The organism is Streptomyces violascens (assembly GCF_014649955.1).
Lineage (GTDB): Bacteria > Actinomycetota > Actinomycetes > Streptomycetales > Streptomycetaceae > Streptomyces > Streptomyces violascens.
Genome location: NZ_BMUA01000016.1, coordinates 57,404 through 79,320 on the forward strand (window position 1 = coordinate 57,404; position 21,917 = coordinate 79,320).

The following is a 21,917-nucleotide window of genomic DNA, read 5'->3' on the forward strand; positions in this document are numbered from 1 at the left end:
CGGGCCGACAGGGTTGGGCCCTGGGTTACTTGGGTGCGCCGATGAGCTTGCCCTCGGGGGACACGGCGTACCACGTGCCGCCCACGCCCTGGCCATTGGTGTCGCCGGGTTTGGTGTCGCCGGAGAACGTGTAGACCGGCCAGCAGGTGATGGACTGCTGCTTCACGCCGTCGGGCCGGTCGAAGGTGACGAAGCCCTTGAGGGCGATGCCCTTGGTGTTGGCCTTGTCGACGGGCGCCACCACCGGCCACTTCTCCAGACAGGCGCCGGTGCAGGCGGACTTCATGGGCCAGGCCGAGTCCTTCTTGAACCGGTAGACGGTCATGCCGCGCGCGTCCACGATGACGTCGCCGAGCTTGGGGTCCTTGCGGACGGACAGGCCCGGCATCGCCGCGGCGGGCGCGGGCGCGGCGGCCGCGGCCGCCGCCTTCTTTCCGTCGGGGGCCGCGGCGTGCCAAGTTCCGCCCACGTTCTGCCCGTTGGTGTCGCCGGGGTTGGTGTCCTTGGCGTAGCGGTACATCGGCCAGCCGCCGATGGTGAGCTGCTTGGTGCCGTCGGCGCGGGTGACCGAGCCGAGCGCCGACTGGTCGGTGCCGGCGGCCGCGGTGACGCCGTCGGCGGGCACCGCGGGCCAGGCCTTCGCGCAGTCGCCCTCGCAATTCGACTTGGGCGGACTCGCGGTGTCCTTGTCGAAGCGGTAGAGCGTGAAGCCCGCGTTGTCGGTGACGACCTTGCCGAGCTCCTTGCTGTCGCTGACCACCAGTTGCCCGGCCTGCTTGGCGGACGATTCGGCACCGCCCGCCTGCCCGTAGCCGCCGCTCGACCCGTAGGCGTTGTCGCCGGGCTGCTGGGCGGTGCTCGCGTTGCCCACCGGCTGGCCGTTTCCGCTGCTGTAGCCGCTGCTCTTGTCCTGGCCGCAGCCCGTCGCGGTCACTGCCAGTACTGCCGCCGCCGCTGCCGCGAGCGATGCGCTGCGCCAGGTGACCATGTCAACTCCCGTTGTCCGTAAGGCTGTTGCGGCGCCGGATGCGCCGGGTGATGGCCCTAAGTACGGGTGGCGGGAGGCGGTGCGTTCAACGCGGGCCGAGAATTTTTCCGAACGGCCCCGAACAGCCGGTCAACGTGCCGAACGCAAATCGCCGGGATCTCCCCCGTTCAGGCGAATCGCTTCAGCACCCGACAACACAGGAGCCCGGCGGCCCGATGATCACCCCGTGCACCGACGACACCTAGCCGGGCGGCTGTTCGCCGCCACGGCCTTCACCGCGCTGCTCGCCGTACCGGCACCGGCCGCGCAGGCGGACGCCTGTGCGTACGCCTCCGTCACGCAGGGCAGCAGCGGCTCGCCCTGGGCGATCGCGCAGGCCGGCCATGCCCGGTGCCCCTGGCCGCCCCGGCCGAGCCCGACGCCCACGCCCACGCCCACCCGGGAGCCCCCGGCCCCGCCGTCGCACGCGCCGGCGCCGCCGCCACCCGGGAAGCCCGCGCCCCGGCCCACGCCGCCGCCCCGCCCGGCGCCGCACCCGACTCCGCCGCCACCCGCGCCACCCGCGCCTCCCGCGGCGCACCGGCCCGCCGAGCCGCCGGTGCCGGAGGCGCCGCCCGTCGCACCGCCCGTGGTCCCACCCGCGCCCTCGCCGGGCGCCTCGGCGCACCCCGCGCCGCCGGCGGCGCACCGGATCGCCCTGCACAACTACCGGATGCCGCCGCGCAAGAAGCCCGCGCCCCGGCTATCCCCGGTCACGCTCACCCTGCTCGTCACCGCGCCCGCCGTGCTCGGCGCGGCGCTCCTCCGCTCGCGCTCCGGCTCCCGCTCGCGCTGAGCCCCATCGACCTGAGAGGTCCCCTTGTCCGACTGGCTCGTCCTGCTCATCGCGATGGCCGCCGCCTGCGCGGTCGTCCTGACCATCACCCTGTTCAGCAACCGCCGCCTCGACCCCGACGACGACCCATCCGGAACCCCTGACGTCATCGAATACATGACGATGATGATCGGCGTGGTGTACGCCATCGTGCTCGGCCTCGCCATCGCGGGCGTCTGGGAGGGCCGCGGGGCCGCCCAGGCGGACGTGCAGCAGGAGGCCCAGGCGCTGCACGAGATCGACCAGCGGGTCCAGGTGTACCCGGCCGAGGTGCGCGACCGTACCCGGGCCGACGTCCAGGCGTACGCCTCCTACGTGGTGCACACAGAGTGGAGCTACATGGCCGACCACGGCGACCTCACCGACGAGGGCACCCAGAAGCTGGAGAAGATCCGCCGCGACGTGACCGACTACCACCCGGCGAACGACTACGAGACGCAGGCCTACCAGCCGCTGATCGACCAGGTGGGCGCGGTCGACGAAGCCCGGACCGCCCGCGGGCAGGGGGCGGGCGCCACCATGCCCGGGGTCGTCTGGTTCGGCCTGATCAGCGGGGCGCTCGTCACGATCGGGCTGATCTTCACACTGCAGATCAGGCGCACCTGGCGGGAGCTGCTGCTCGCCGGGCTCTTCAGCGCCCTGATCGCCTTCCTGCTGTTCCTGATCTGGGACTTCGACGCCCCCTTCGGCCGGGGGATCTCGGCGACGGCGGGGCCGTTCCTCGACCTGTTCCCCGGCATCCACTGACAACTGCGTCACCCGTATGGCCCCGTCGGACCGGCGGGGCCTTTTGCTAGGCCGGGCGGGGGATCGCGATGCCCCGTTCGCCGTACAGGGGTCGCGACACGCCGGGCCACCTCCTAGCGTTTCGGGCATCGAGGTGCATCTCCCCCCATATGTGGAATTGGTTCCGCAGCTGCTCCTCGGGGACCGGAGGATCGACCATGGGCGCGATACGCATCGCATCCACCGCTCTGCTCGGCGCCGCCGCCCTCTCGCTCAGCATGCCGGCCGCCGCCACGGCGGCCGATGGAAGCTCCAACGCGACCAACATCCCGCCGTTCGGCTTCAGCGTGACGCCCTCGGTGATCGTGCCCGGGGGCCAGGTCACGCTGAACGTCACGAACTGCCCGGCCAATGCCACGGTGTCCTCCGGGATCTTCGACACGATCACGGTCCCCCCGGAGAGTTCGCGCAACGCGACGGTCGACTCGACCGCCAAACGCGGCGCCTCCTACACCGTGACGTTCGCTTGCAACAACTCACGAGGCACCGCGCAGTTGACGATCGCCGGCGCCACCCCGACCACCAGCTCCACCGTGCGCCCCACCGTCCGGCCCAGCGCCACCGCCCCGCTCGGCGTCCGCGGCGGCCTCGGCGGCAGCGTGAAGGACGGCCTGAGCCCCGCGGAGATGACGGTCGGCACCACGCTGATCGCGACTTCGGCAGCCGGCACCGTCTACTTCCTGCGCCGACGCTGGGTCGACCGCCGGCACTAGGGGTGTCCGATGGCACCCGTCGCCCCCGAGCCCTGGCCGGGACTCGGGGGTGACCGGCCGTTGGGGTCGTTCCGGGGAGGTTCGTCCGGTCAGACCCGCACGTCCTGGCGCCGGCGGCGGGCGACGAACAGCGCGCCGCCGATCGCGGCCGTACCGACGAGGGCGCCGCCCACCGCCATCTCGGTGTCGCTCGGGCCCGCCGCGCCGCCGAGCCCGCCGTCGGCGCCCCGGCCTTCGAGGACCCGGAAGCTGCGCGTCGCCACCCGGTCGTTGTCCCTGCACTTGACCGCCAGTTGGTACTCTCCCGGCGTCGTGTGGTCGTGGATCCTCGCGGTCGCGAAGTTGATGTCGCCCGAGGACAGGTGAACCTCGTCGAAGGCGTTCGAACTGACTCTGCCGCCGTTCTGACAGCCCCTGGCGGTGATCCTCAGGGTGGCGCCCTGGTGGACCACGGAGGGGTCGACCTCGACATTGGTCGGACCGCTGGTCGACGGGCCGCCCGCGACGGCCGTCGGGGCGGCGAGCCCGACCGCGGCGCCGACCGCGAGCGCCACCGTGAGAGCGCGTGAAGCACGCATCGTTGAACCTCCAAGGGAGGACGCCCCAAAGCGGTGCTCCGGGATGATCGACGAGTACGCCTCCCATGACGAACCCTCACCGCCACTCATACAAGCCGCATGTCGGCACTGATCCACCCTGGTGAACCGCCGCGACCCCGGATGGACGCGGAATCTGACGGACCCGCAGGTCACAGACCGTCAGATCGGTTTTGCCACCGCGTTACCCGGATGGGTCAGGCGCACTCGGCCGCCACCCGTTCGCCCTCGTCCGATCGCCGAGTGGGTGCGGCACCTTTACGGTGCTCGGAAGGCGCTCTGAGGGTGGACGGCGAAAGGGATGCGGAGAGACATGGCGCAGGATGAGAGCGGCATGGAGCGTCGCAGGCGCTCCCCGTGGGGAGCCCTGGCCCTGGTGATGCTCACCGGCCTGGCACTGATGCGCAACGGTGCCGACATCACGATGGGCCCGCCGCAGCCGGCCGCGGCGGCGGCGTTGAACAGCCGGTCGGGGAACGCTTCCTCGTCGCGTCCGGTGGCCCCCGTCGAACCGCTCGTCTACGCCCCTGCCTCCCGGATCCGGATCGACGCGATCAAGGTGGACGCGCCCATCATGGATGTGGGCACGGACGCCCAGGGCTGGGTGCAGGCTCCCCCGCCGCAGGACCCGAACCTGGCGGGCTGGTACCAGAACGGCGTGGCCCCCGGCATGCGCGGAACGGCCGTGGTGGTGGGGCACGTCGACAACACGACGGGCCCGGCCGTCTTCTACGGCCTCGGCTCGCTGGAGAAGGGCAACCACATCGAGGTGGAGCGCCTCGACGGGCGCACCGCGGTCTTCGAGGTGTACGGCATCGAGGTGTACGACAAGAACGCCTTCCCGGGCACCCGGGTGTACAGCGACACCGGGCACCCGGAGCTGAGGGTGATCACCTGCGGGGGCGGCTTCTCCAAGAGCCGGGGCTACAACTCGAACGTCGTCGTCTTCGCCCGGCTGATCGCCACGAAGTAACGTTCCAGCAGCTCATCTGCGGCGTGGCGGAACCTTCAACTCATAGCCGCGCGCCAGGAGTTCGGGCAGATAGGTGCGCAGGGCGGCGACGCTCTGCGAGCGGTCGCCGCCCGCGTCGTGCGAGAGGACCACGACGCCCGGTGCCGCTCCGTCCAGGACGCGGCGGATGATGGTGGCGGTGCCGGGCGTGGTCCAGTCGAGGGAGTCGACGGTCCAGGCGAGCGGCTCCATGCCCATCTCGGCCTGGATCTCGAACACGTTGCGGTTCCAGGCACCGTACGGCGCTCGGAACCACTGGGGCGGCTCGCCCAGGGTCTGCTCGATGACTTCGCTGGTGCGGCCGATCTCGGAGCGGATCAGGGCGGGGGCCGTCTTGTTGAGCTGGGGGTGGGTCCAGGTGTGGTTGCCGACGACGTGCCCGTCGTCCCGCATCTCGCGCAGCAGGTCGCGGTTGTCGGTGGCCATCTCGCCGCAGAGGAAGAACACGGCGCGCACGTCGTGTTCGCGCAGGGTCTTGAGGATGCCCGGGGTGTAGCGCGGGTCCGGCCCGTCGTCGAAGGTCAGCACCATCGAGTGCTCCCCCAGCTCGGGCATGCTGAGGAACGGCCTGGTCCGCACCGGCGGCAGCGCCGTGTGGTAGCGCGGCGGGGTGTCGCCGGTCATGGGTTCCAGGCGGTGCCCGCTGGAACCCAGCCGCGGTACGGCGGCCTGGGGTCCCGCGGCCGGCGCCGGCCGGGGCGCGGGCGCGGGGCCGCCGGTGTCCTCGGCGATCAGCATGCGTACCGCGGCGGCGGCCCCCAGGCAGGCGGTGACGCGCAGCAGTGTCCGCCGACCGGGGAGCATCCGATCCCTTTTCATGACATATGGCTTTTGTTCGTCATGGCGGAAGATTAGGGCGTGCGGGTCGCCGCGAGGCCGACGAAACGTCAACACCGGGATGACACCAGCACGAATGGAGTCACCCGGCGCCATCGGCCGCCGGCGCTCTCAGGTGCGGCGGACCAGTGGGAAGGGCAGGGTCTCGCGGATGGTGAGGCCGGTGAGGAACATGACGAGCCGGTCCACGCCGATGCCGAGCCCGCCGGTGGGCGGCATGGCGTATTCGAGGGCGTCGAGGAAGTCCTCGTCGATCTCCATCGCCTCCGGATCGCCGCCCGCCGCGAGCAGCGACTGCGCGGTGAGCCTGCGGCGCTGCTCGATGGGATCGGTCAACTCCGAGTAGGCGGTGCCCAGTTCGGTTCCGAAGGCGACCAGGTCCCAGCGTTCGGCGAGCCTCGCATCGGCGCGGTGCTGGCGGGTCAGCGGGGAGACCTCGGTCGGGAAGTCCTTGTAGAAGGTGGGCAGCTGTGTCTTCTCCTCGACGAGCCGCTCGTACATTTCGAGGACGACGTCGCCGCGCGTGCTGTCCGGGGCGTGCGGGACACCGGCGCGGTCGCAGAGCCGGCGCAGCCTCCCCTCCTCCGTGTCCGCGCCGATCTCCTCGCCGAGCGCCTCGGACACCGCCCCGTACAGCGTCTTGACCGGCCAGGGCCCGGAGATGTCGTACTCGACGACGGTGCCGTCCGGGCCTGTCTTGCGGGCGATCGGGGAGCCGAAGGCGGCGGTGGCGGCGCCCTGTATGAGTTCGCGGGTGAGGTCGAGCATGACGTCGTAGTCGGCGTACGCCTGGTAGGCCTCCAGCATCGTGAACTCGGGGTTGTGCTTGTAGGAGACGCCCTCGTTGCGGAAGGTGCGGCCCATCTCGAAGACCTTCTCGACGCCGCCGACGCAGAGCCGCTTCAGGTACAGCTCGGGGGCGATGCGCAGATACAGGTCGAGGTCGTAGGCGTTGATGTGGGTGGTGAAGGGGCGGGCGTTGGCGCCGCCGTGGATCTGCTGGAGCATCGGCGTCTCGACCTCCAGGTAGCCGCGGTCCAGGAGGCCCTGGCGCAGCGCCTGGACGGCGGTGGAGCGGGCCCGTACGACCTCGCGGGCCTCGGGGCTTGCCACGAGGTCCAGATAGCGGCGGCGCACGCGGGCCTCGGGGTCGGCGAGGCCGCGCCGTTTGTCGGGCAGCGGGCGCAGGCACTTGGCGGTCATCTGCCAGGCGGTGGCGAACAGCGAGAACTCGCCCTTGTCGCTGGCGGCGGTCGTGCCGGAGGCGGTGATGTGGTCGCCGAGGTCGACGTCGTGGGTGAACCGGCCGAGGACGGCCTCGCCCGCGCCTTCGCGGGTGAGGACCAGCTGGAGGTCGCCCGACCAGTCGCGCAGGACGGCGAAGACGACGCCGCCGAAGTCGCGTACGGCCATGACACGGCCGGCCACGGTGGCGCTCGTGCCCTCGCCCGCGGCCCTGAGCCGGGCCAGGCTGTGGGTGCGCGCCGCGATGACGACGGGGTAGGGCTCGGTGCCGTCCGCGCGCAGCCGGTCCAGCTTGCGGTGGCGAACCCGTACCTGCTCCGGAAGTTGACGCTCCGTCACATTGCTGGCACCGGGCCCGGCGAGGCCCAGCGCCTCGATGGAGGGCAGCCCCGCGGTGGTCACGGGTTTGGTGACGCCCTTGGGCTTCCGGCCCTTGCCCCAGAGCTTGCGCAGGCTCGGCACGGAGACGAAGCCCTCGGCGATGCCGGACGCGAGGCCGACCCGGGCGAGCGAGCCGGCGTCGCCGTAGCAGAGGAAGCGGGGGTACCACTGCGGCTGGTACTTCACGTTGGAGCGGTAGAGGGCCTCCAGCTGCCACCACTTGGAGAAGAACAGCAGCAGTCTGCGCCACAGCCGCAGCACCGGACCGGCGCCGATGCGGGCGCCCTCCTCGAAGGCCGAGCGGAACACCGCGAAGTTCAGCGAGATCCTGCGGACCCCCAACTTCGGTACGGCGGCGCACAGTTCGGCCACCATGAACTCCATCACGCCGTTGGGCGCGCTGCGGTCGCGGCGCATCAGGTCGAGCGAGATGCCGTCCGGACCCCATGGCACGAAGGAGAGCAGCGCGATCAGTGTGCCGTCGGCGTCGAAGGCCTCGACCAGGAGGCAGTCGCCGTCGGCCGGGTCGCCGAGCCGGTCGAGCGCCATCGAGAAGCCGCGCTCGGTCTCGGTGTCGCGCCAGGCGTCGGCGCGGTCGATGATCTGCTGCATCTCCTCGTCGGTGAGTGCCGAGTGGCGGCGGATCCGGGTGGTGGCCCCGGTCCGCGCGACGCGGTGGACGGCTTGGCGGGTGACCCGCATGTCACGGCCGTCGAGGTCGAACTTGGCGACGTTCAGGATCGCCTCGTCGCCGAGCTGGATGGCGCCGAGCCCGTGCCGGGCGTAGACGGTGGCGCCCTCTTCGGAGGCGCCCATCACGGCGGGCGCCCAGGCGTACTGCCGCGCGATGTCGAGCCAGGCGTCGATGGCGGGGCCCCAGGCGCCGCTGTCGCCGACCGGATCACCGCTGGCCAGGGCCACGCCCGCCTCGACGCGGTAGGTGACGGCGGCCTTGCCGTTGGGCGAGAAGACCACGGCCTTGTCGCGGCGGGTGGCGAAGTAGCCGAGCGAGTCCTGGCGGCCGTACGCGCCGAGCAGCGCCCGGATGCGGGGCTCCTCGTCGCCGTGCAGAGCGGCCTCCATCCGCTGCGAGCGGAAGAGCGTGGAGGCGGCGGCCAACAGGGCGATGGCGCCGAACAGGCCGAGGAAGAAGTACAGGGGCCGCGGCGGCCGCCCGTCGAACTGGCCGTTGGAGACGAGGCCGCCGAAGACGCGGTTGGTGGCCCACAGCAGGCGCTGGCCGCGCGGCAGGGTGTTGGGGAACAGCTCGACCAGGCCCCAGCCGACGAGGACGCCCGCCGCGAGCCCGAGGCAGAGCACCCCCACCGCCCGGCGGAAGGCGCCGCGCCTGGTCTCCGCGTAGAACTGCTTGCGGGCCAGGATCAGCACCACGAGCGCCGCGGCGCAGAACACCCCGTTGGGGATCCACATCCATTCGGCGACCACGATCAGCAGGACGTCGAGCAGGAACAGCAGTCCCAGGTAGATGACGACCAGCCACCAGGCGACCTTCTTGCGGGCGCCGATCGCGGCCGCGAGCAGCAGCAGGAAGACGGCGTACGCGAGGTTGGCGCTGACCGGCACGGTGACCCGGTCGAGGAACCAGACGATCGGGTAGAGCAGCCGGCGCAGGGGCGGTATGAGGGAGATGAGGCCGCAGAAGAGACCGAGCACGCCGAAGAACATCGCGAACGCTTCGGGCACCCGCCCCAGAAAGCCGGTCCGGGACGGTATCGGCGCCGCCTCGCTGACAGTCATGCTCAGCACTCTAGGGAGACCGGGGCCGGGCCGCCTGTCGGAAGCCCCACCCGGCCGGATAGCCTCGAACAGTGACAGAGCAGCAGCCCCAGTCCCACCCTGAGTCCCAGCGATTCGAACGCGGTACCGACGGTCCGAAGGTGATCGTCGCCGGCGTCGACGGCTCGGACTCCTCGCTCCGGGCCGCGGCCTACGCCAGCGGCCTGGCTCGGCGGCAGAACGCGCTGCTCGCCCTCGTGTACGTCCAGCCCGTGATGTCGGCGGGCGCCGCCCTCGGCGCGCCCGTGGCCGACACCACCGGGGAGATCGCCGAGAGCCTGGTCGCGGAGATCAGGGCGGCGGCCGAACGGGTCCGGGGCATCTGGGACGTCCGCTGGGAGTTCCACACCTTCCGTGGCGACCCGTACTCCGGACTGGTGACCGCGGCCGACGAGCTCAAGGCGGACGCGGTCGTCGTGGGCGCGTCCGAGTCGGCGGGCCACCGCATCATCGGATCGGTGGCCGTCCGCCTGGTGAAGGCGGGCCGCTGGCCGGTCACGGTGGTTCCGTAGGCGTCCCGCCCTCTCGGCTAGCGAGCCATCGTCAGGCCGTCCTTCGCGGCGCCGCGGCCGAGGACGGCCTCGCGGATGTGGTCCTGGGCCTCGGTGTAGTCCTCGCGCCCGGGTGACTTCGCGAGCGCTTCGGGCAGGCTCATCACGCGGCCGCGCTCCACGTCGATCCACTGCGGAATGAACTCCGCCTTGGTGACCCGCCAGCGGTCCCCCCGCCGGAGCGGCGGCGCGAAGGTGAAGCGGGCGATCGAGCTCATGTTGCCGCGGTGGTCGCGCGCACCGGTCTCGTTGAACATCTCGCCCGCGATCTGGTCGCCCTCGCCGTAGACGATCCAGGTTCCGTTGACCTTCTCGTACGCCTGCGGGATGTGGGCGTGGGTGCCGAGGATCAGGTCGATGTCGGGGCGCCCGCTCGTCTGGGACGCGGTGAGCGCCTTGCCGAGGCCGAGCTGCTGTTCGTCGGGCTCGGTCTGCCACTCGGTGCCCCAGTGGAGGCTGACGACGACGATGTCGGCGCCGGATGCCCGGGCCGCCCGGGCATCCGCGATGATCTTCTTCTGGTCGATGAGGTGGACCGCCCACGGCTGGCCGTCCGGCATGGGATAGCCGTTGGTGTCGTAGGTGTAGGCGAGCTGCGCGACCCTGGCGCCGCCCGCCGACAGCCGCGCGGGCGTCGCCGACTCCCTCGCCGTGCGGCCGGAGCCGGTGTGCTTGAGTCCCACCTTGTCGAAGGCCTTCAAGGTGCGGGCGATGCCGTCGGAGTCGTCGTCCAGGGTGTGGTTCGAGGCCGTCGAGCAGGAGTCGTACCCGGTGTCCTTCAGCGCGGCGGCCACCTGCGGCGGCGACGTGAAGGCCGGGTATCCGGAGAAGGGGCCCTCGTCGGCGCCGTACACGGTCTCCATGTGACAGATCGCCAGATCTGCCTGGGAGATGATCCGCTTGACCCCGGCGAGCATGGGCCTGAAGTCGTAACCCCGGCCGCCCGCATCGGAGTTGGCCCGCTCGATGGTCGAGTCGTGCGGCAGTACGTCGCCGGTGGCGACCAGCGTGAAGGGGCGCTGCGCACTGGCAGTTCCGGAGGCCGGGGCGCGCGGGGTGTCCTGAAGGTGCGGCGGCCGGTGCCCGCTGCTGCATCCTGCTGTGGCCGCGAGAAGGAGGGCCGCGGCGGCCGCCGCCCTCACTCGCGCGCGCTGGGTCGGCTGGTGCATCGGGCTCCGTTGATCGGGTGCGGTGGTCTGTCCGAAATCCACCTCCCGAGAACGGGCCAGTCAAGGATAAAAGCCGTTTATAAGACCGAAGACCGCTGAATCGGACGCACCGGGACCGGCCCTCTCCGGGTCGCGGACCGCTCGCCGCACCATTCACCGCTCGGTTCGACCGCTTGTCGCACGGCGCGGCGCGACGGCTGTCCAGGCCCGCCCGGATGCGCTCCGATACGGCTGCGGTCGACGGAATCCGGAGGAACCCGGAGGAACCCAGGGAAGGAGAGTGCACGGTGACGACGGCACTCGCGGGCAGCCGGCGGTACGCCCATGAGCGGGATCTGGCCGAACTGCAGCGTGCGCACGGCCCCGCACTGCTGCACTTCCTGCTCGGCCTGACCTACGGCGACCGCCAGCGCGCCGAGGACCTCCTCCAGGAGACGCTGGTACGCGCCTGGCAGCACCCCGAGGCCTTCGAGGCGCCGTACTGCTCGATGCGGCCCTGGCTGTTCACCGTCGCGCGGCGTCTCGCGATCGACGCGCGGCGCAGCCGGCTCGCCCGCCCCACCGAAGTCGGCGACGAGGCGCTGCTCGCGACGGCGGAGCCCGGCGACCCCACCGAGCGCTGCACGGCCGCGCTCGACGTCCGCGCGGCCGTGAAGTCGCTCACACCCCAACACCGCGCGGTCCTGGTGCAGTTGTACTTCCGCGGACTGAGCGTGACCGAAGCGGCCGAAGTGCTGGGTGTTCCGCCCGGGACCGTCAAGTCCCGTTCGTACTATGCCCTGCGTGCGCTGGCCCGGGTGCTGCCCGGCTATTCTGCGTCAGGCCCCGAAGGGCTCTCCTCGGCGGGTTCCAGGTCCGCCTCGGTGAGCAGGGCGAGCAGCGAAGGCGCCTCGGCGACCTCACAGTAGGCGGTGCGGCACGGCGCGCACCGGCGCAGATGCGCGGCGACGGCGCGGTCCTCGCCGGGCGCGAGGGCGCCGAGTACGTACGCGCCGAGCAGCTGCCGCACATGCATGAGCACCTCGTGTCTTGTGACGGATCCTGCCCTTCTGGCCACGGCGGGCACGCGCCCCCGGTTCAATGCTCCCTGGAGCTCCCCGGGAGCGCCGGGACGGTCGATGAAAGAGGCGAGACAGGATGCGTCCGGAGGGAAGTAGCGGGACCAGTGGTGGCGAGCTGGTGGTGCCGATGGCGTGGATGTACGCCGAGTACATCGCTGATGAATTACTGCGTACCGGCGATCTGATGCCGCCGACGACACTGGAGTTCCGGGCCGGGCGCAACGCCCTCGCCCTGACGATCTTCCTGTCCGACGGGGCGGTCGGCGGCGCCCGGGTGGTGGCCCGGCTGGATGAGTGGAGCTCGCTCACCGCGGCCGGGCGGCCGTGGCGGCGCTGGGTCTGTTCGCGGCTGCGCCGGCTGGCCGGCGACCAGGAGCAGGGGCCCGATCTGGAAATGGCGCGGACCGCCTGGCGGTGGCTGGAGGAGACCGAGCTCCTGGCGACGGATCTGGACGCGGTGGTGCCGGGCGGGGTCGACCCGCACGCGGACGAGGAGGACGAGCCCCGGGTGTGGACACCGGCCTGGGAACTCGGCCTGCCGCTCGGCCACTTGGCGATCCATCTGTTCTGAAGCGGGTTCCTGTTACTGACGCTACGTCAACCATGCACTCCGGCGCGGTACTTGGGGATACGGGCGGTCACCTTCATGCCCGCGCCGATGCCGGTCTCGATGACCAGTCCGTACGTGTCGCCGTACACCTGCCGCAGTCGCTCGTCGACGTTGAGCAGGCCGATGCCGCCCGACGGGTCGCCGTCGCCGCGCAGGATGCGGCGCAGCTCCTCGGGGTCCATGCCGGCGCCGTCGTCCTCGATGACGACCTCGGCCTCGCTGCCCGCGTCCAGAGCGCTGATGGTGATGCGGCCTGCTGTGACGGCGCCCTCGATGCCGTGCTTGACGGCGTTCTCGACGAGCGGCTGGAGGCAGAGGAAGGGCAGGGCGACCGGGAGGACCTCGGGTGCGACCTGGAGGGTGACGGAGAGCCGGTCGCCGAAGCGGGCCCGCACCAGGGCCAAGTACTGGTCGATGGAGTGGAGTTCGTCGGCGAGCGTGGTGAAGTCGCCGTGCCGGCGGAACGAGTAGCGCGTGAAGTCGGCGAATTCCAGGAGCAGTTCGCGGGCCCGCTCCGGGTCGGTCCGTACGAACGAGGCGATCGCGGCGAGGGAGTTGAAGATGAAGTGCGGGGAGATCTGGGCACGCAGGGCCTTGATCTCGGCTTCGATCAGCCGGGTGCGGGAGCGGTCGAGTTCGGCGAGTTCGAGCTGTACGGAGACCCATCGGCCGACCTCTCCCGCCGCGCGTGCGAGCACCGCCGACTCCCGGGGCGCGTACGCGACGAGCGTGCCGAGGACCCGGTGGTCCACGGTCAGTGGGACGGCGACCGCCCAGCGCAGCGGGCAGTCCAGGTCGTCGCAGGACAGCGCGAACGCCGTGTCGCGCCCGGTGTCGAGCAACGCCCTTACCTGGTCCATGACGTATCCGCCGTGGTGCTGCTCCCCCGCCCCGTCCCAGGTCAGGATGGTGTCGCGGTCGGTGAGGCAGAGCGCGTCGGTGCCGAGCAGGGAGCGCAGTCCGCGGGCCGACTTGCGGGCCGCCTCGCTGGTGAGCCCGGCGCGCAGCGGGGGCGCGGCGAGCGAGGCGGTGTGCAGGGTCTCGAAGGTGGCGTGTTCGACGGGGGTTCCGACATCGCTGGTACGCCCCTGCCGGGCGGTGCGCCGGCCGAGCAGGAACCCGGCGGCGGCGAGCAGCGGGCCGAGGAAGAGCAGGGCGGCCAGGGTCATCGGCGTGCGCCTCCCTCGCGGGCCAGGGCCTCGGGCAGATGGAAGCGGGTCATCGCGGCGTTGGTGCCCGCCGGAATGCGGCCCGGGGTGGCCAGCGAAACGCCGATCATGGCGAGGAAACCGACCGGCACGGACCACACGGCGGGCCACGCGAGCAGCGCGTGGAGCAGGCCCGGCGGGGCCACCCCGAGGACGGTGGCGGCGACGGCGAGCAGCGCCGAGCCACCCCCGAGCAGCAGCCCGGCGGCCGCGCCCGGCGGGGTCAGTCCCCGCCACCAGATGCCGAGGACGAGCAGCGGGCAGAACGAGGACGCCGACACCGCGAACGCCATCCCCACCGCGTCGGCCACCGGCACCCCGCTGACGAGCAGCGCGCCGATCAGCGGCACGCAGATCGCGAGCGGCGTCGCGAGGCGGAAGTGGCGTACGCCGCGCGAGGGCAGCACGTCCTGGGTGAGGACTCCGGCGACCGCCATGGTGAGCCCGGAGGCCGTGGACAGGAACGCGGCGAACGCGCCGCCCGCCACCAGCGCGCCCAGGAGATCGCCGCCGGTGCCGCCGACGAGCCGCTCGGGCAGGAGCAGCACGGCCGCGTCCGCGTCGCCGGTGAGGGCGAGTTCGGGGGCGTACAGGCGGCCCAGCGCTCCGTAGACGGGCGGCAGCAGGTAGAACGCGCCGATCAGGGCGAGGACGACCACGGTCGCACGGCGGGCTTCGCGGCCGCCCGGGCTGGTGTAGAAGCGCACGACGACGTGGGGCAGGCCCATGGTGCCGAGGAAGGTCGCCACGATCAGCCCGTAGGTGGCGTACAGCGGGTGTTCGGTGCGGGCGGCGCTGCCGGGGACGCGGGTCGCCTCGGCGAGCGCGAGCCGGGTGCCTGCCTCGACGCGGTGCGCGCCCGGCGGGAGCGTCAGCGCCTCGCCGTTGTGACGGCGGCCGTCGACGGTGCCGTCCGCCCGGACCGGGAGAGGGCCCGTCAGACGCAGGGTCAGGGTGTCGGCGAAGCGGACGGTCTGCTGGTGGCGCAGCGCGGCCGGTTCGTCGTAGACGGGACGTGGCGCGCCGTCGCCCTGCCAGGCGAGGACCAGGAAGAACACGGGTATGAGCAGCGCGGTCAGCTTCAGCCAGTACTGGAAGGCCTGCACGAAGGTGATGGAGCGCATGCCTCCGGCGGCGACCGCGAGCACCACGACGGCCGCGACGAGGACCGGCCCGAGCCAGCCCGGCGCACCGGTCAGGATCTTCAACGTCAGCCCCGCTCCCTGGAGTTGGGGCACCAGGTACAGCCAGCCCGCGCCGACCACGAACACGCTCACCAGGCGCCGCACGGCCCGCGATTCGAGCCGCCCCTCGGCGAAGTCGGGCAGCGTGTACGCGCCCGAGCGGCGCAGCGGAGCCGCGACGAAAAGGAGCAGCACGAGGTATCCGGCGGTGTAGCCGACCGGGTACCAGAGCATGTCGGGGCCCTGGACCAGGACGAGTCCCGCGATGCCGAGGAAGGAGGCGGCGGAGAGGTATTCGCCGCTGATGGCGGCCGCGTTGAGACCGGGACCGACCGTGCGCGAGGCGACGTAGAAGTCGGAGGTGGTGCGCGAGATGCGCAGGCCGAACCCGCCCACGAGGACGGTGGCGAGCACGACGGCGGTGACGGCGACCACGGCATACGTCTGGCTCACGGGGCGGGGCGGCGTTCTGTCGGGCGGCCTTCTGGCGGGTCGACTCGCGCCGGGTACGGGCCTGTTGGGCGGCTCTCTGTCGGCCGGTCGGCGACCAGACGGGCGAAGTCGCCTTCATTGCGCTCGGCGGTGCGCACGTACCAGCAGGCGATGAGGCCGAGCGGCGCGTAGACGGCGAAGCCGAGCACCCACCAGGTGACGGCGTCGTCGTCCAGGGCGCGGAAGGCGAGCGGCAAGGTCGCGACGGTGAGGGCGAGCACCGCGAACCCGGTGAGGGCGGCACGGAGTTGGCCGCGCATCAGGGAGCGCACATAGGCGCCGCCGAGCGCGGTCTGCTCGTCGATCTCGGACTGGGCGCGGTGGCGCGGCAGCGGGCGGACCCTCCTCGGCTCCCCCGTGACCGTCTCGCGCCGCGCGGCCTGCTCCGGTGACATGGCGCGGAGTGTACGCAGCCGATCACCGCTCGGGGAAGGCCAGGTCAGCGGCTGGTGCGGCGCAGGAGGCGGTCCCGTACCGTGCGGGCGTGGCGCCGGCTGACGGGGAGCTCGGCGGCGCCGACCCGCACGGTCATGCTGCCCGCGTCCAGGCGGAGTTCGTCGATCCGGTCGAGCGCGACGAGGTGGCTGCGGTGGATCCGGACGAAGCCACGGCTGCGCCAGCGTTCCTCCAGGGTGGACAGCGGGATCCGTACGAGGTGGCTGCCGCGGGCGGTGTGCAGCCGGGCGTAGTCGCCCTGGGCCTCGGCGTACGCGATGTCGGCGACGGGCAGGAAGCGGGTGATACCGCCCAGTTCGACGGGGATCTGGTCGGGCTCCTGGACGCTTGCGCCGCGGTCGCCGATCAGCTCGGCGACCCGGCGGACCGCTTCGGCGAGCCGCTCTGCGCGCACCGGCTTGAGGACGTAGTCGACGGCCTTCAGGTCGAAGGCCCGGACGGCGAAGCCCTCGTGGGCGGTGACGAAGACGATCAGCGGCGGGCGGGCGAACCCGGCGAGCAGGCGGGCGATGTCGAGCCCGGTGAGCCCGGCCATGTGGATGTCGAGGAAGACCACGTCGACGCCCTGCTCGCCGTCCTCCCCCGCTTCGAGCGCGGCCCCGATCAGCCGCAGCGCCTCGGTGGCGCCGGTGGCGCCTTCGGCCGAGCCGATCCGGGAGTCGGAGCGCAGCAGGTAGAGGAGTTCTTCGAGGGCCGGGGCTTCGTCGTCGACCGCCAGTACGCGCAGCATGAGGCCGGAGTTTAGGTGGTGTCCGCCGGGCCGTGACCGGGGCCGCGGCCCGCCGGACGCCCCTTGGGCGTGGGATGCCGGTGTGTCTTGAGTGTTCCGGACTGATTCTGCGTACCTGACGGCATGAGTTCGCCGCAGATCCACGAGGACGTCGGGGCCTATGCCCTCGGCGTGCTCAGTGTCGCCGACACTTTCCGCTTCGAGGAGCATCTCGCCGGATGCGCCCCGTGCAGACGGGCGTTGACCGAGTTCGGGAGTGTGACGGCGCTGCTCGCCGCGTATGCCGAGGACGGGGCGATGCCGGCGGGCCCGGTCTCGCCCGCGGTGCTGCACCGGATGCTGGGCGCGGTGGCGAAGCGGCGCCGGCGCGGGCGCACGCTGCGGATCGGCCTGGTGGCCGCGGCCGGGGTCCTCGTGGTGGGCGGGATCGGCGTCGTCCTGGCACCGGTGGCGCCGCGCTGGCAGGTGGCCTCGCACGCACCCGGCGTGACGGCGTCGCTGGTGACCGCGCCCAAGGAGTGGGGCACCGATGTGGAGCTCGGCCTCGCGGGCGCGGCGCCCGTCTCGTGCACGCTGGTCGCGGTGGGCCGGGACGGCTCGGAACAGACGGTGTCGACTTGGGCGGACCGCGGCGGGCAGCCCGTGCGCATGCGGGGCGCGGCCGCGCTGGCTCAGGACGCCATCGCCCGGTTCGAGGTACGGGCCGCCGACGGGACCCGGCTTGCGACGATCACCCCCCGGTGAGCCGGTATCACTTGAGGAGCTTGGACAGGCGCCGGTCGGCGAGGATCTTGCCGCCCGTCTGGCAGGTCGCGCAGTACTGGAGGGAGGAGTCGGCGAACGACACCTCGCGGACGGTGTCGCCGCAGACCGGGCAGGGCTGTCCGGTCCGGCCGTGCACGCGGAGCCCGCTCTTCTTCTCCGCCTTGAGACGGCCCGCCGCGAGCCCGTGCGAGCGCTCGACGGCTTCCGTCAGGGTGGCGCGCATCGCCTCGTACAGCGCGGTGATCTCGTCCTCGGTGAGGTGGGCGACCGGCTTGAAGGGCGACATCTTCGCCACGTGCAGGATTTCGTCGCTGTACGCGTTCCCGATGCCCGCGATGAGGGACTGGTCGCGCAGCGCGCCCTTCAGCCGGCGCCGCTCGCCCGCGAGCAGGGCCGCGAGGTCGTCGCGGCCGAAGCCGGGAGCCAGCGGGTCGGGGCCGAGCCGGGCGATGCCCGGGACATCCGAGGGATCGTGGACGAGGTAGGCGGCGAGGCTCTTGCGGGTGCCCGCCTCGGTGAGGTCGAAGCCCGCCCCGCCGGCCAGCGTCACCCGCAGCGCGAGAGGGCCCTTTCCGGGTTTCGGCGGGGCCGTAGGCAGCGTGTCGTACCAGCGCAGCCAGCCCGCGCGGGCGAGGTGGACGCACAGGTGCAGCCCGTCGGCGTCGATGTCGAGGAACTTGCCGTGCCGGGCGACACCGGTGACGGTGCGCCCGGCCAGGGCGGTGTACGGCGGGTCGTACGTCTTCAGGACGCTGATCGCGACGGGCAGAGCGCCCGCGATCTCCTTGCCGACCAGGTGGTCGGAGAGGAAGTCCCGCAGGGCCTCGACTTCGGGCAGTTCCGGCATACGTACCAGGGTGCACCGGCCGCGCGGGCTCAGCGAGCCGCGCTCGCCCCGAGGAGGTCCGCGAGCTCCTGCCCGAAGGATTCGGCGAGCCGGTCCAGGTCGGGCACGGCCTTGCCGTCGGCGACCAGGCCGATGTGCACCCGGCCGCCGTACGTGGACATGGCGATCGCCAGGGACTGGCCGCGGGCGAGCGGCGCCATCGGGTGGATCGCGCGCAGCGGGCAGCCGCCGAGCGAGAGCCGGGAGCGGGGCAGCGGCACGCTGGTGACGAGCAGGTCGAAGAGGATGCGGGCCGCGTTCCCGGCGAGCGGCGCCCCGAACCGGTGCGCAAGCGGCGGCAGTTGATCGGCGAGCAGGGCGACGGCTCCGGCGCCGCGCCCGGGCCCGGCGGCCTTGTTGCGGTCCATGGCGGCGCGCACCGCGGCGAGCCGGGCCAGCGGGTCGGGCTCGGCGACCGGCAGGCCGAGGAGATACGCGGAGAGCTTGTTGCCGGAGCCGGGCGGAGCTCCTGGGCGGCGGCGCGAGACGGGGACCAGGGCGCGTGGTTCGGCACCGGGGATGCGCGAGTCGCGCTCCAGGAGCCAGCGGCGCAGCCCGCCCGCGACGACCGCGAGGAGTACGTCGTTGGCGGTGCCGCCCTCGGCCCTGCGTATCCGCTGGACGTCCTCGTGGTCGAGCACGGCCGTGGCGAGGCGGCGGGTGCCGCTGGAGTCGGCGGCGAGCGCGGAGCCGGCGCCGAGTTCGAGGCGGCTGGCCCGCATCACGGAGGCGCCGATGCCCACGGCGCGGGTGAGCTCACCGACCCGGTCGCGGGCGAATCCGGCGACCTGGCGCGGGCCCGGCAGCCAGGAGCGGGGCGGCACGGGGCGCCGGCGCCGGGCGCTCGGGGCTGCGAGCTGGTCGAGGATGCCCGCGCCGATGGCGACGGCGCGCATGCCGTCGGCGAGCGCGTGGTGCAGTTTGACCAGGACCGCGAAGGCACCGTCGTCCTCGCCGGTCAGAACGTACATCCGCCAGGGCGGCAGGCCGCGCTCCAGGGGCCGTTCCATCAGCTCCCCTGCCACCCGGACGGCTTCGGTGTCGAAGTCGCCTGCGGGCAGGCGGACCCTGCGGACGTGGCGGCGTACGTCGAAGTCCTTGTCGGCGACCCAGGCCGCGCCGCCGATGGGCAGCCACACGCCGCGTACGCACATCCGCAGGCGCCCGATGGCCGCGGCGCGCTCGGCGAGGAGTTCGAGGATCTGCCCGCCGTCGGTGCCGGGACGCGGGTCGAAGTGTGCGAGCGCACCCAGGTGCATGGGGTGCTCCGCCGATTCGAGGTGCCAGAACGCCAGATCAAGAGGTGCAAGCAGCTCACTGCTCAAGAGGGTCCTCGTGTCGGTCGGAAGCCGGTCGGGCGGCAACGGTGCCGCCCGTACAGAGTGAGCAGTCAAACCCCGACGAACGGTTACGGTCAAGTAATGAGTTGTTACGTATAGTTACCGCCAAGTATTGATCAGTTCTTGATCGGGCGTTGTTCCCCCGCCGGACACGGAGCATCGGTACACGCCCCTCAGCGGCCCCTCGTCGCGCTTCTCATGCCTCTCAGTGGCCGGTGCCTCGTTCCGGGACGACGAACTCGCACCACACGCATTTGCCGCTGCCGCGCGACTCCACGCCCCAGACGTCCGCGAGCCGGTCCACCAGCATCAGGCCGCGCCCGGAGACCCCGGAGGAGCCTGCCTCCCTGCGGCGCGGCAGGGCGCTGGAGCGGTCCTCCACCTCGACGCGCAGGCGGCGCTCGAGGCCGGAGAGGACCCGGATGGTGACGATCGCCCCGCCGTCGGTGTGCATCAGGGCATTGGTGATGAGCTCGTCGGCGGCGAGTTCGATCTCGTCGGACCGCTCGCGGGCGCCCCAGGCCCGGACCGCCGCGCGGATCATGTGGCGGGAGGAGCTGAGCGCCTCCGGGTCGTTCTGCGCGACGTGCTGGCGCAGCCGGCCGCCGCCCTGCGGCACCTCCATGGCGCTCCGGCGCAGGAGCAGCAGCGCCACGTCGTCGTCGCCGGCCCGCTCGTCGACCACGTCGCAGAGCCGGTCGGCGAGCGCTTCGAGGTCCTCCGGGCCCGTCCTGACGAGGGAGGCGAGGACCTGCATGCCGTCGTCGAGGTCGGTGCCCGGCTGCTCCACGAGGCCGTCGGTGTAGAGCAACAGGGTCTGGCCCGGATCGAGTTCGACCGTCGACACCGGGTATTCGAGGCGCCCGAATTCGGCCGAGAGCCCGAGCGGTAGGCCCCCCTCCACCGGCAGTCTGCGGCAGCTGCCGTCCTGGAGGCGGATCAGCGGGTCGACGTGCCCGGCGCGCACGACCTGCACCACGCCGGTGCTCAGGTCGGCCTCCGCGTAGGTGCAGGTCGCGAACCGGTCGGTGTCCAGCTCGTACAGGAAGACCGACGCCCGCGCGATCACGGTGGCCGGGGTGTGCCCCTCGGCGGCGTACGCGCGCAGCACGATGCGCAGCTGCCCCATCACGGCGGCGGCGTGCGTGTCGTGTCCCTGTACGTCGCCGATGGCCACGCCGACGCGTCCACCGGGCAGCGGGATCACGTCGTACCAGTCGCCGCCGATGTCCCGGCCGAACCGTGCCGAGCGGTAACGGACCGCGAGCTGGGCGCCGGGCACCTCGGGGATGCGGCGCGGCAGCATCGCCTGCTGGAGGCCTTCGGCGAGGTCGTGCTCCTGCTCGTACAGCATGGCGCGCTGGAGGGACTGGGCGATCGAACTGCCCAGCGCGACAAGGAGGTTGCGCTCGTCGCTGGTGAATCCCCACTTGTCGCTGTAGAGCAGGCCGATCGCGCCGATGGGGCGGGCCTGGGCGATCAGCGGGAGGTAGGCGGCGGAGGTGATGCCGAGGCCGCTGATGTTCGGCCACAGGCCCGGATAGGAGTCGGCGAAGTCCTGCGGCGACTCGATGAAGCGGGGTGCGAGGGTGCGGACGACCTCGCTCATCGGGTACTGCTCGTCGACCCGGGTCCACCGGGTGCCCGGCACGAAGCTGCCCTCGGGGCCCTCCGCGATCAAGTGGATGCGGCCCGCCTCCAGGAGACCCATCACGAGGCTGGTGGCGCCGAGGTATTCGGGGCCCTGCGAGTCCTTCATGACGTCGATGACGTCCTTGACGGTCCTGGCGTGCGCGAGGGCGGCGGTGGTGGCCTCGACGACGCTGGTCGTGCGGCGCCGTTCGTCGTCGAGGCCGACCCGCGCGGTGGACTCGGCGAGCTCCTGGGTGGCATCGCGGACGATCCCGATGATGCGCAGCGGGCGGCCGGTCTCGTCACGGCGTACGAAGCCCTGGGTGTGGGTCCAGCGCAGGCTCCGGTCGCGGCAGCGGATGCGGAAGTAGACGCCGTAGTTGACGCTGCCGTTCTTGAGCGCCTGCGAGACGAGCGCGTCGAGCCTGTTGGCCTCGGCGCGCGGCACCCGGGCGGCCAGCGACTCGGGGCGGTTGTCGTACTCGTCGGGGCGCAGGTCGAACACGTCGAGCGCGGGCTCGTCCATGTGCATCAGACCGGTGCCGAGGTCCCAGTCGAAACTGCCCATTCGCAGGTCTCGGCCGTACGAGTGAAGGAAGCGGCA

20 protein-coding genes and 1 pseudogene are annotated in these 21,917 nt (G+C 72.3%); 8 read left to right on the forward strand and 13 right to left on the reverse strand.

Going from position 1 to position 21,917, the window contains the following annotated elements; all coding sequences use genetic code 11:
• Positions 1–25: 25 nt before the first annotated feature.
• Positions 26–988, reverse strand: coding sequence for an SCO0930 family lipoprotein (locus IE206_RS27150; protein WP_189966536.1), 963 nt, complete (start codon positions 986–988; stop codon positions 26–28).
• Between the two features lie 226 nt (positions 989–1,214).
• Here IE206_RS27150 and IE206_RS27155 point away from each other — a divergent pair, with 226 nt between their 5' ends.
• The 3 genes from IE206_RS27155 to IE206_RS27165 all read left to right on the forward strand — a co-directional run bounded on the left by IE206_RS27155 (position 1,215) and on the right by IE206_RS27165 (position 3,361).
• The gene (locus IE206_RS27155) at positions 1,215–1,823 is read left to right on the forward strand and encodes a hypothetical protein (RefSeq protein WP_189966538.1); all 609 of its coding nucleotides are present in this window, start codon (positions 1,215–1,217) and stop codon (positions 1,821–1,823) included.
• A gap of 24 nt (positions 1,824–1,847) precedes the next feature.
• Complete coding sequence (locus tag IE206_RS27160) at positions 1,848–2,609, forward strand: bestrophin-like domain (RefSeq protein ID WP_189966540.1); 762 nt, start codon at positions 1,848–1,850, stop codon at positions 2,607–2,609.
• Between the two features lie 197 nt (positions 2,610–2,806).
• A complete protein-coding gene (locus IE206_RS27165; RefSeq protein ID WP_189966542.1) occupies positions 2,807–3,361 on the forward strand; it encodes a hypothetical protein in 555 nt (184 codons plus the stop codon).
• Between the two features lie 89 nt (positions 3,362–3,450).
• Here IE206_RS27165 and IE206_RS27170 read toward each other — a convergent pair whose 3' ends face one another.
• Positions 3,451–3,939 carry a hypothetical protein gene (locus IE206_RS27170; RefSeq protein ID WP_189966544.1) on the reverse strand — a complete coding sequence of 163 codons (489 nt, stop codon included), beginning with the start codon at positions 3,937–3,939 and terminating at the stop codon, positions 3,451–3,453.
• A gap of 331 nt (positions 3,940–4,270) precedes the next feature.
• Between IE206_RS27170 and IE206_RS27175 the strand changes: the two genes are divergently transcribed.
• Positions 4,271–4,930 carry a class F sortase gene (locus IE206_RS27175; protein ID WP_189966546.1) on the forward strand — a complete coding sequence of 220 codons (660 nt, stop codon included), beginning with the start codon at positions 4,271–4,273 and terminating at the stop codon, positions 4,928–4,930.
• A gap of 12 nt (positions 4,931–4,942) precedes the next feature.
• Here IE206_RS27175 and IE206_RS27180 read toward each other — a convergent pair whose 3' ends face one another.
• Together IE206_RS27180 and lysX are read right to left on the reverse strand one after the other, a co-directional pair.
• Positions 4,943–5,788 (reverse strand): polysaccharide deacetylase family protein, encoded by an 846-nt coding sequence (locus tag IE206_RS27180; RefSeq protein ID WP_189966548.1) that lies wholly within the window; start codon positions 5,786–5,788, stop codon positions 4,943–4,945.
• Between the two features lie 129 nt (positions 5,789–5,917).
• A complete protein-coding gene (gene lysX, locus IE206_RS27185) occupies positions 5,918–9,190 on the reverse strand; it encodes a bifunctional lysylphosphatidylglycerol synthetase/lysine--tRNA ligase LysX (RefSeq protein ID WP_189966550.1) in 3,273 nt (1,090 codons plus the stop codon).
• A 71-nt stretch (positions 9,191–9,261) separates the two neighbouring features.
• Between lysX and IE206_RS27190 the strand changes: the two genes are divergently transcribed.
• Complete coding sequence (locus IE206_RS27190) at positions 9,262–9,741, forward strand: universal stress protein (RefSeq protein ID WP_189966552.1); 480 nt, start codon at positions 9,262–9,264, stop codon at positions 9,739–9,741.
• A gap of 17 nt (positions 9,742–9,758) precedes the next feature.
• Here IE206_RS27190 and IE206_RS27195 read toward each other — a convergent pair whose 3' ends face one another.
• Entirely contained in the window at positions 9,759–10,949 is a 1,191-nt protein-coding gene (locus tag IE206_RS27195; RefSeq protein ID WP_189966554.1) for a CapA family protein, read from the reverse strand.
• Positions 10,950–11,236: 287 nt separating this feature from the next.
• Here IE206_RS27195 and IE206_RS27200 point away from each other — a divergent pair, with 287 nt between their 5' ends.
• A complete protein-coding gene (locus tag IE206_RS27200) occupies positions 11,237–11,857 on the forward strand; it encodes a sigma-70 family RNA polymerase sigma factor (protein WP_226599563.1) in 621 nt (206 codons plus the stop codon).
• Here the strand turns inward: IE206_RS27200 and IE206_RS27205 are convergent.
• Entirely contained in the window at positions 11,758–11,964 is a 207-nt protein-coding gene (locus tag IE206_RS27205; RefSeq protein ID WP_189966558.1) for a zf-HC2 domain-containing protein, read from the reverse strand. The two genes, IE206_RS27200 and IE206_RS27205, sit on opposite strands and share 100 nt — an antisense overlap.
• 122 nt (positions 11,965–12,086) lie before the next feature.
• Between IE206_RS27205 and IE206_RS27210 the strand changes: the two genes are divergently transcribed.
• Complete coding sequence (locus tag IE206_RS27210; protein WP_189966561.1) at positions 12,087–12,581, forward strand: hypothetical protein; 495 nt, start codon at positions 12,087–12,089, stop codon at positions 12,579–12,581.
• Between the two features lie 26 nt (positions 12,582–12,607).
• Here IE206_RS27210 and IE206_RS27215 read toward each other — a convergent pair whose 3' ends face one another.
• The 4 genes and pseudogenes from IE206_RS27215 to IE206_RS27230 form a co-directional block, all read right to left on the reverse strand.
• On the reverse strand, positions 12,608–13,789 hold the full coding sequence (locus IE206_RS27215) for a sensor histidine kinase (RefSeq protein WP_189966562.1): 1,182 nt from the start codon (positions 13,787–13,789) through the stop codon (positions 12,608–12,610).
• Positions 13,786–15,465 (reverse strand): sodium/solute symporter, encoded by a 1,680-nt coding sequence (locus IE206_RS27220; RefSeq protein WP_189966564.1) that lies wholly within the window; start codon positions 15,463–15,465, stop codon positions 13,786–13,788. Before IE206_RS27220 ends, IE206_RS27215 begins: the two co-directional genes overlap by 4 nt.
• 80 nt (positions 15,466–15,545) lie before the next feature.
• Positions 15,546–15,899, reverse strand: a pseudogene (locus IE206_RS27225) (hypothetical protein); the annotation flags it as partial.
• Positions 15,900–15,943: 44 nt separating this feature from the next.
• Positions 15,944–16,690, reverse strand: a complete 747-nt coding sequence (locus tag IE206_RS27230) for a LytR/AlgR family response regulator transcription factor (protein WP_189966566.1) — start codon at positions 16,688–16,690, stop codon at positions 15,944–15,946.
• Between the two features lie 123 nt (positions 16,691–16,813).
• Here IE206_RS27230 and IE206_RS27235 point away from each other — a divergent pair, with 123 nt between their 5' ends.
• On the forward strand, positions 16,814–17,434 hold the full coding sequence (locus IE206_RS27235) for a zf-HC2 domain-containing protein (protein WP_189966568.1): 621 nt from the start codon (positions 16,814–16,816) through the stop codon (positions 17,432–17,434).
• Positions 17,435–17,441: 7 nt separating this feature from the next.
• On the opposite strand, the gene IE206_RS27240 is transcribed toward IE206_RS27235, so the two are convergent.
• The 3 genes from IE206_RS27240 to IE206_RS27250 all read right to left on the reverse strand — a co-directional run bounded on the left by IE206_RS27240 (position 17,442) and on the right by IE206_RS27250 (position 21,881).
• A complete protein-coding gene (locus IE206_RS27240) occupies positions 17,442–18,302 on the reverse strand; it encodes an Fpg/Nei family DNA glycosylase (RefSeq protein ID WP_189966570.1) in 861 nt (286 codons plus the stop codon).
• 29 nt (positions 18,303–18,331) lie between these two features.
• Positions 18,332–19,666, reverse strand: coding sequence for a wax ester/triacylglycerol synthase family O-acyltransferase (locus IE206_RS27245; protein WP_189966572.1), 1,335 nt, complete (start codon positions 19,664–19,666; stop codon positions 18,332–18,334).
• Positions 19,667–19,886: 220 nt separating this feature from the next.
• Entirely contained in the window at positions 19,887–21,881 is a 1,995-nt protein-coding gene (locus tag IE206_RS27250; RefSeq protein ID WP_226599984.1) for a SpoIIE family protein phosphatase, read from the reverse strand.
• Positions 21,882–21,917 lie beyond the last annotated feature (36 nt).

Coding starts and splice junctions, on each gene's coding strand:
- IE206_RS27150 (WP_189966536.1), bottom strand. CDS start 988: ATGGTCACCTGGCGCAGCGCATCGCTCGCGGCAGCGGCGGCGGCAGTA.
- IE206_RS27165 (WP_189966542.1), top strand. CDS start 2,807: ATGGGCGCGATACGCATCGCATCCACCGCTCTGCTCGGCGCCGCCGCC.
- IE206_RS27170 (WP_189966544.1), bottom strand. CDS start 3,939: ATGCGTGCTTCACGCGCTCTCACGGTGGCGCTCGCGGTCGGCGCCGCG.
- IE206_RS27175 (WP_189966546.1), top strand. CDS start 4,271: ATGGCGCAGGATGAGAGCGGCATGGAGCGTCGCAGGCGCTCCCCGTGG.
- IE206_RS27180 (WP_189966548.1), bottom strand. CDS start 5,788: ATGAAAAGGGATCGGATGCTCCCCGGTCGGCGGACACTGCTGCGCGTC.
- lysX (WP_189966550.1), bottom strand. CDS start 9,190: ATGACTGTCAGCGAGGCGGCGCCGATACCGTCCCGGACCGGCTTTCTG.
- IE206_RS27195 (WP_189966554.1), bottom strand. CDS start 10,949: ATGCACCAGCCGACCCAGCGCGCGCGAGTGAGGGCGGCGGCCGCCGCG.
- IE206_RS27205 (WP_189966558.1), bottom strand. CDS start 11,964: ATGCATGTGCGGCAGCTGCTCGGCGCGTACGTACTCGGCGCCCTCGCG.
- IE206_RS27210 (WP_189966561.1), top strand. CDS start 12,087: ATGCGTCCGGAGGGAAGTAGCGGGACCAGTGGTGGCGAGCTGGTGGTG.
- IE206_RS27215 (WP_189966562.1), bottom strand. CDS start 13,789: ATGACCCTGGCCGCCCTGCTCTTCCTCGGCCCGCTGCTCGCCGCCGCC.
- IE206_RS27230 (WP_189966566.1), bottom strand. CDS start 16,690: ATGCTGCGCGTACTGGCGGTCGACGACGAAGCCCCGGCCCTCGAAGAA.
- IE206_RS27235 (WP_189966568.1), top strand. CDS start 16,814: ATGAGTTCGCCGCAGATCCACGAGGACGTCGGGGCCTATGCCCTCGGC.
- IE206_RS27240 (WP_189966570.1), bottom strand. CDS start 18,302: ATGCCGGAACTGCCCGAAGTCGAGGCCCTGCGGGACTTCCTCTCCGAC.
- IE206_RS27250 (WP_226599984.1), bottom strand. CDS start 21,881: ATGGGCAGTTTCGACTGGGACCTCGGCACCGGTCTGATGCACATGGAC.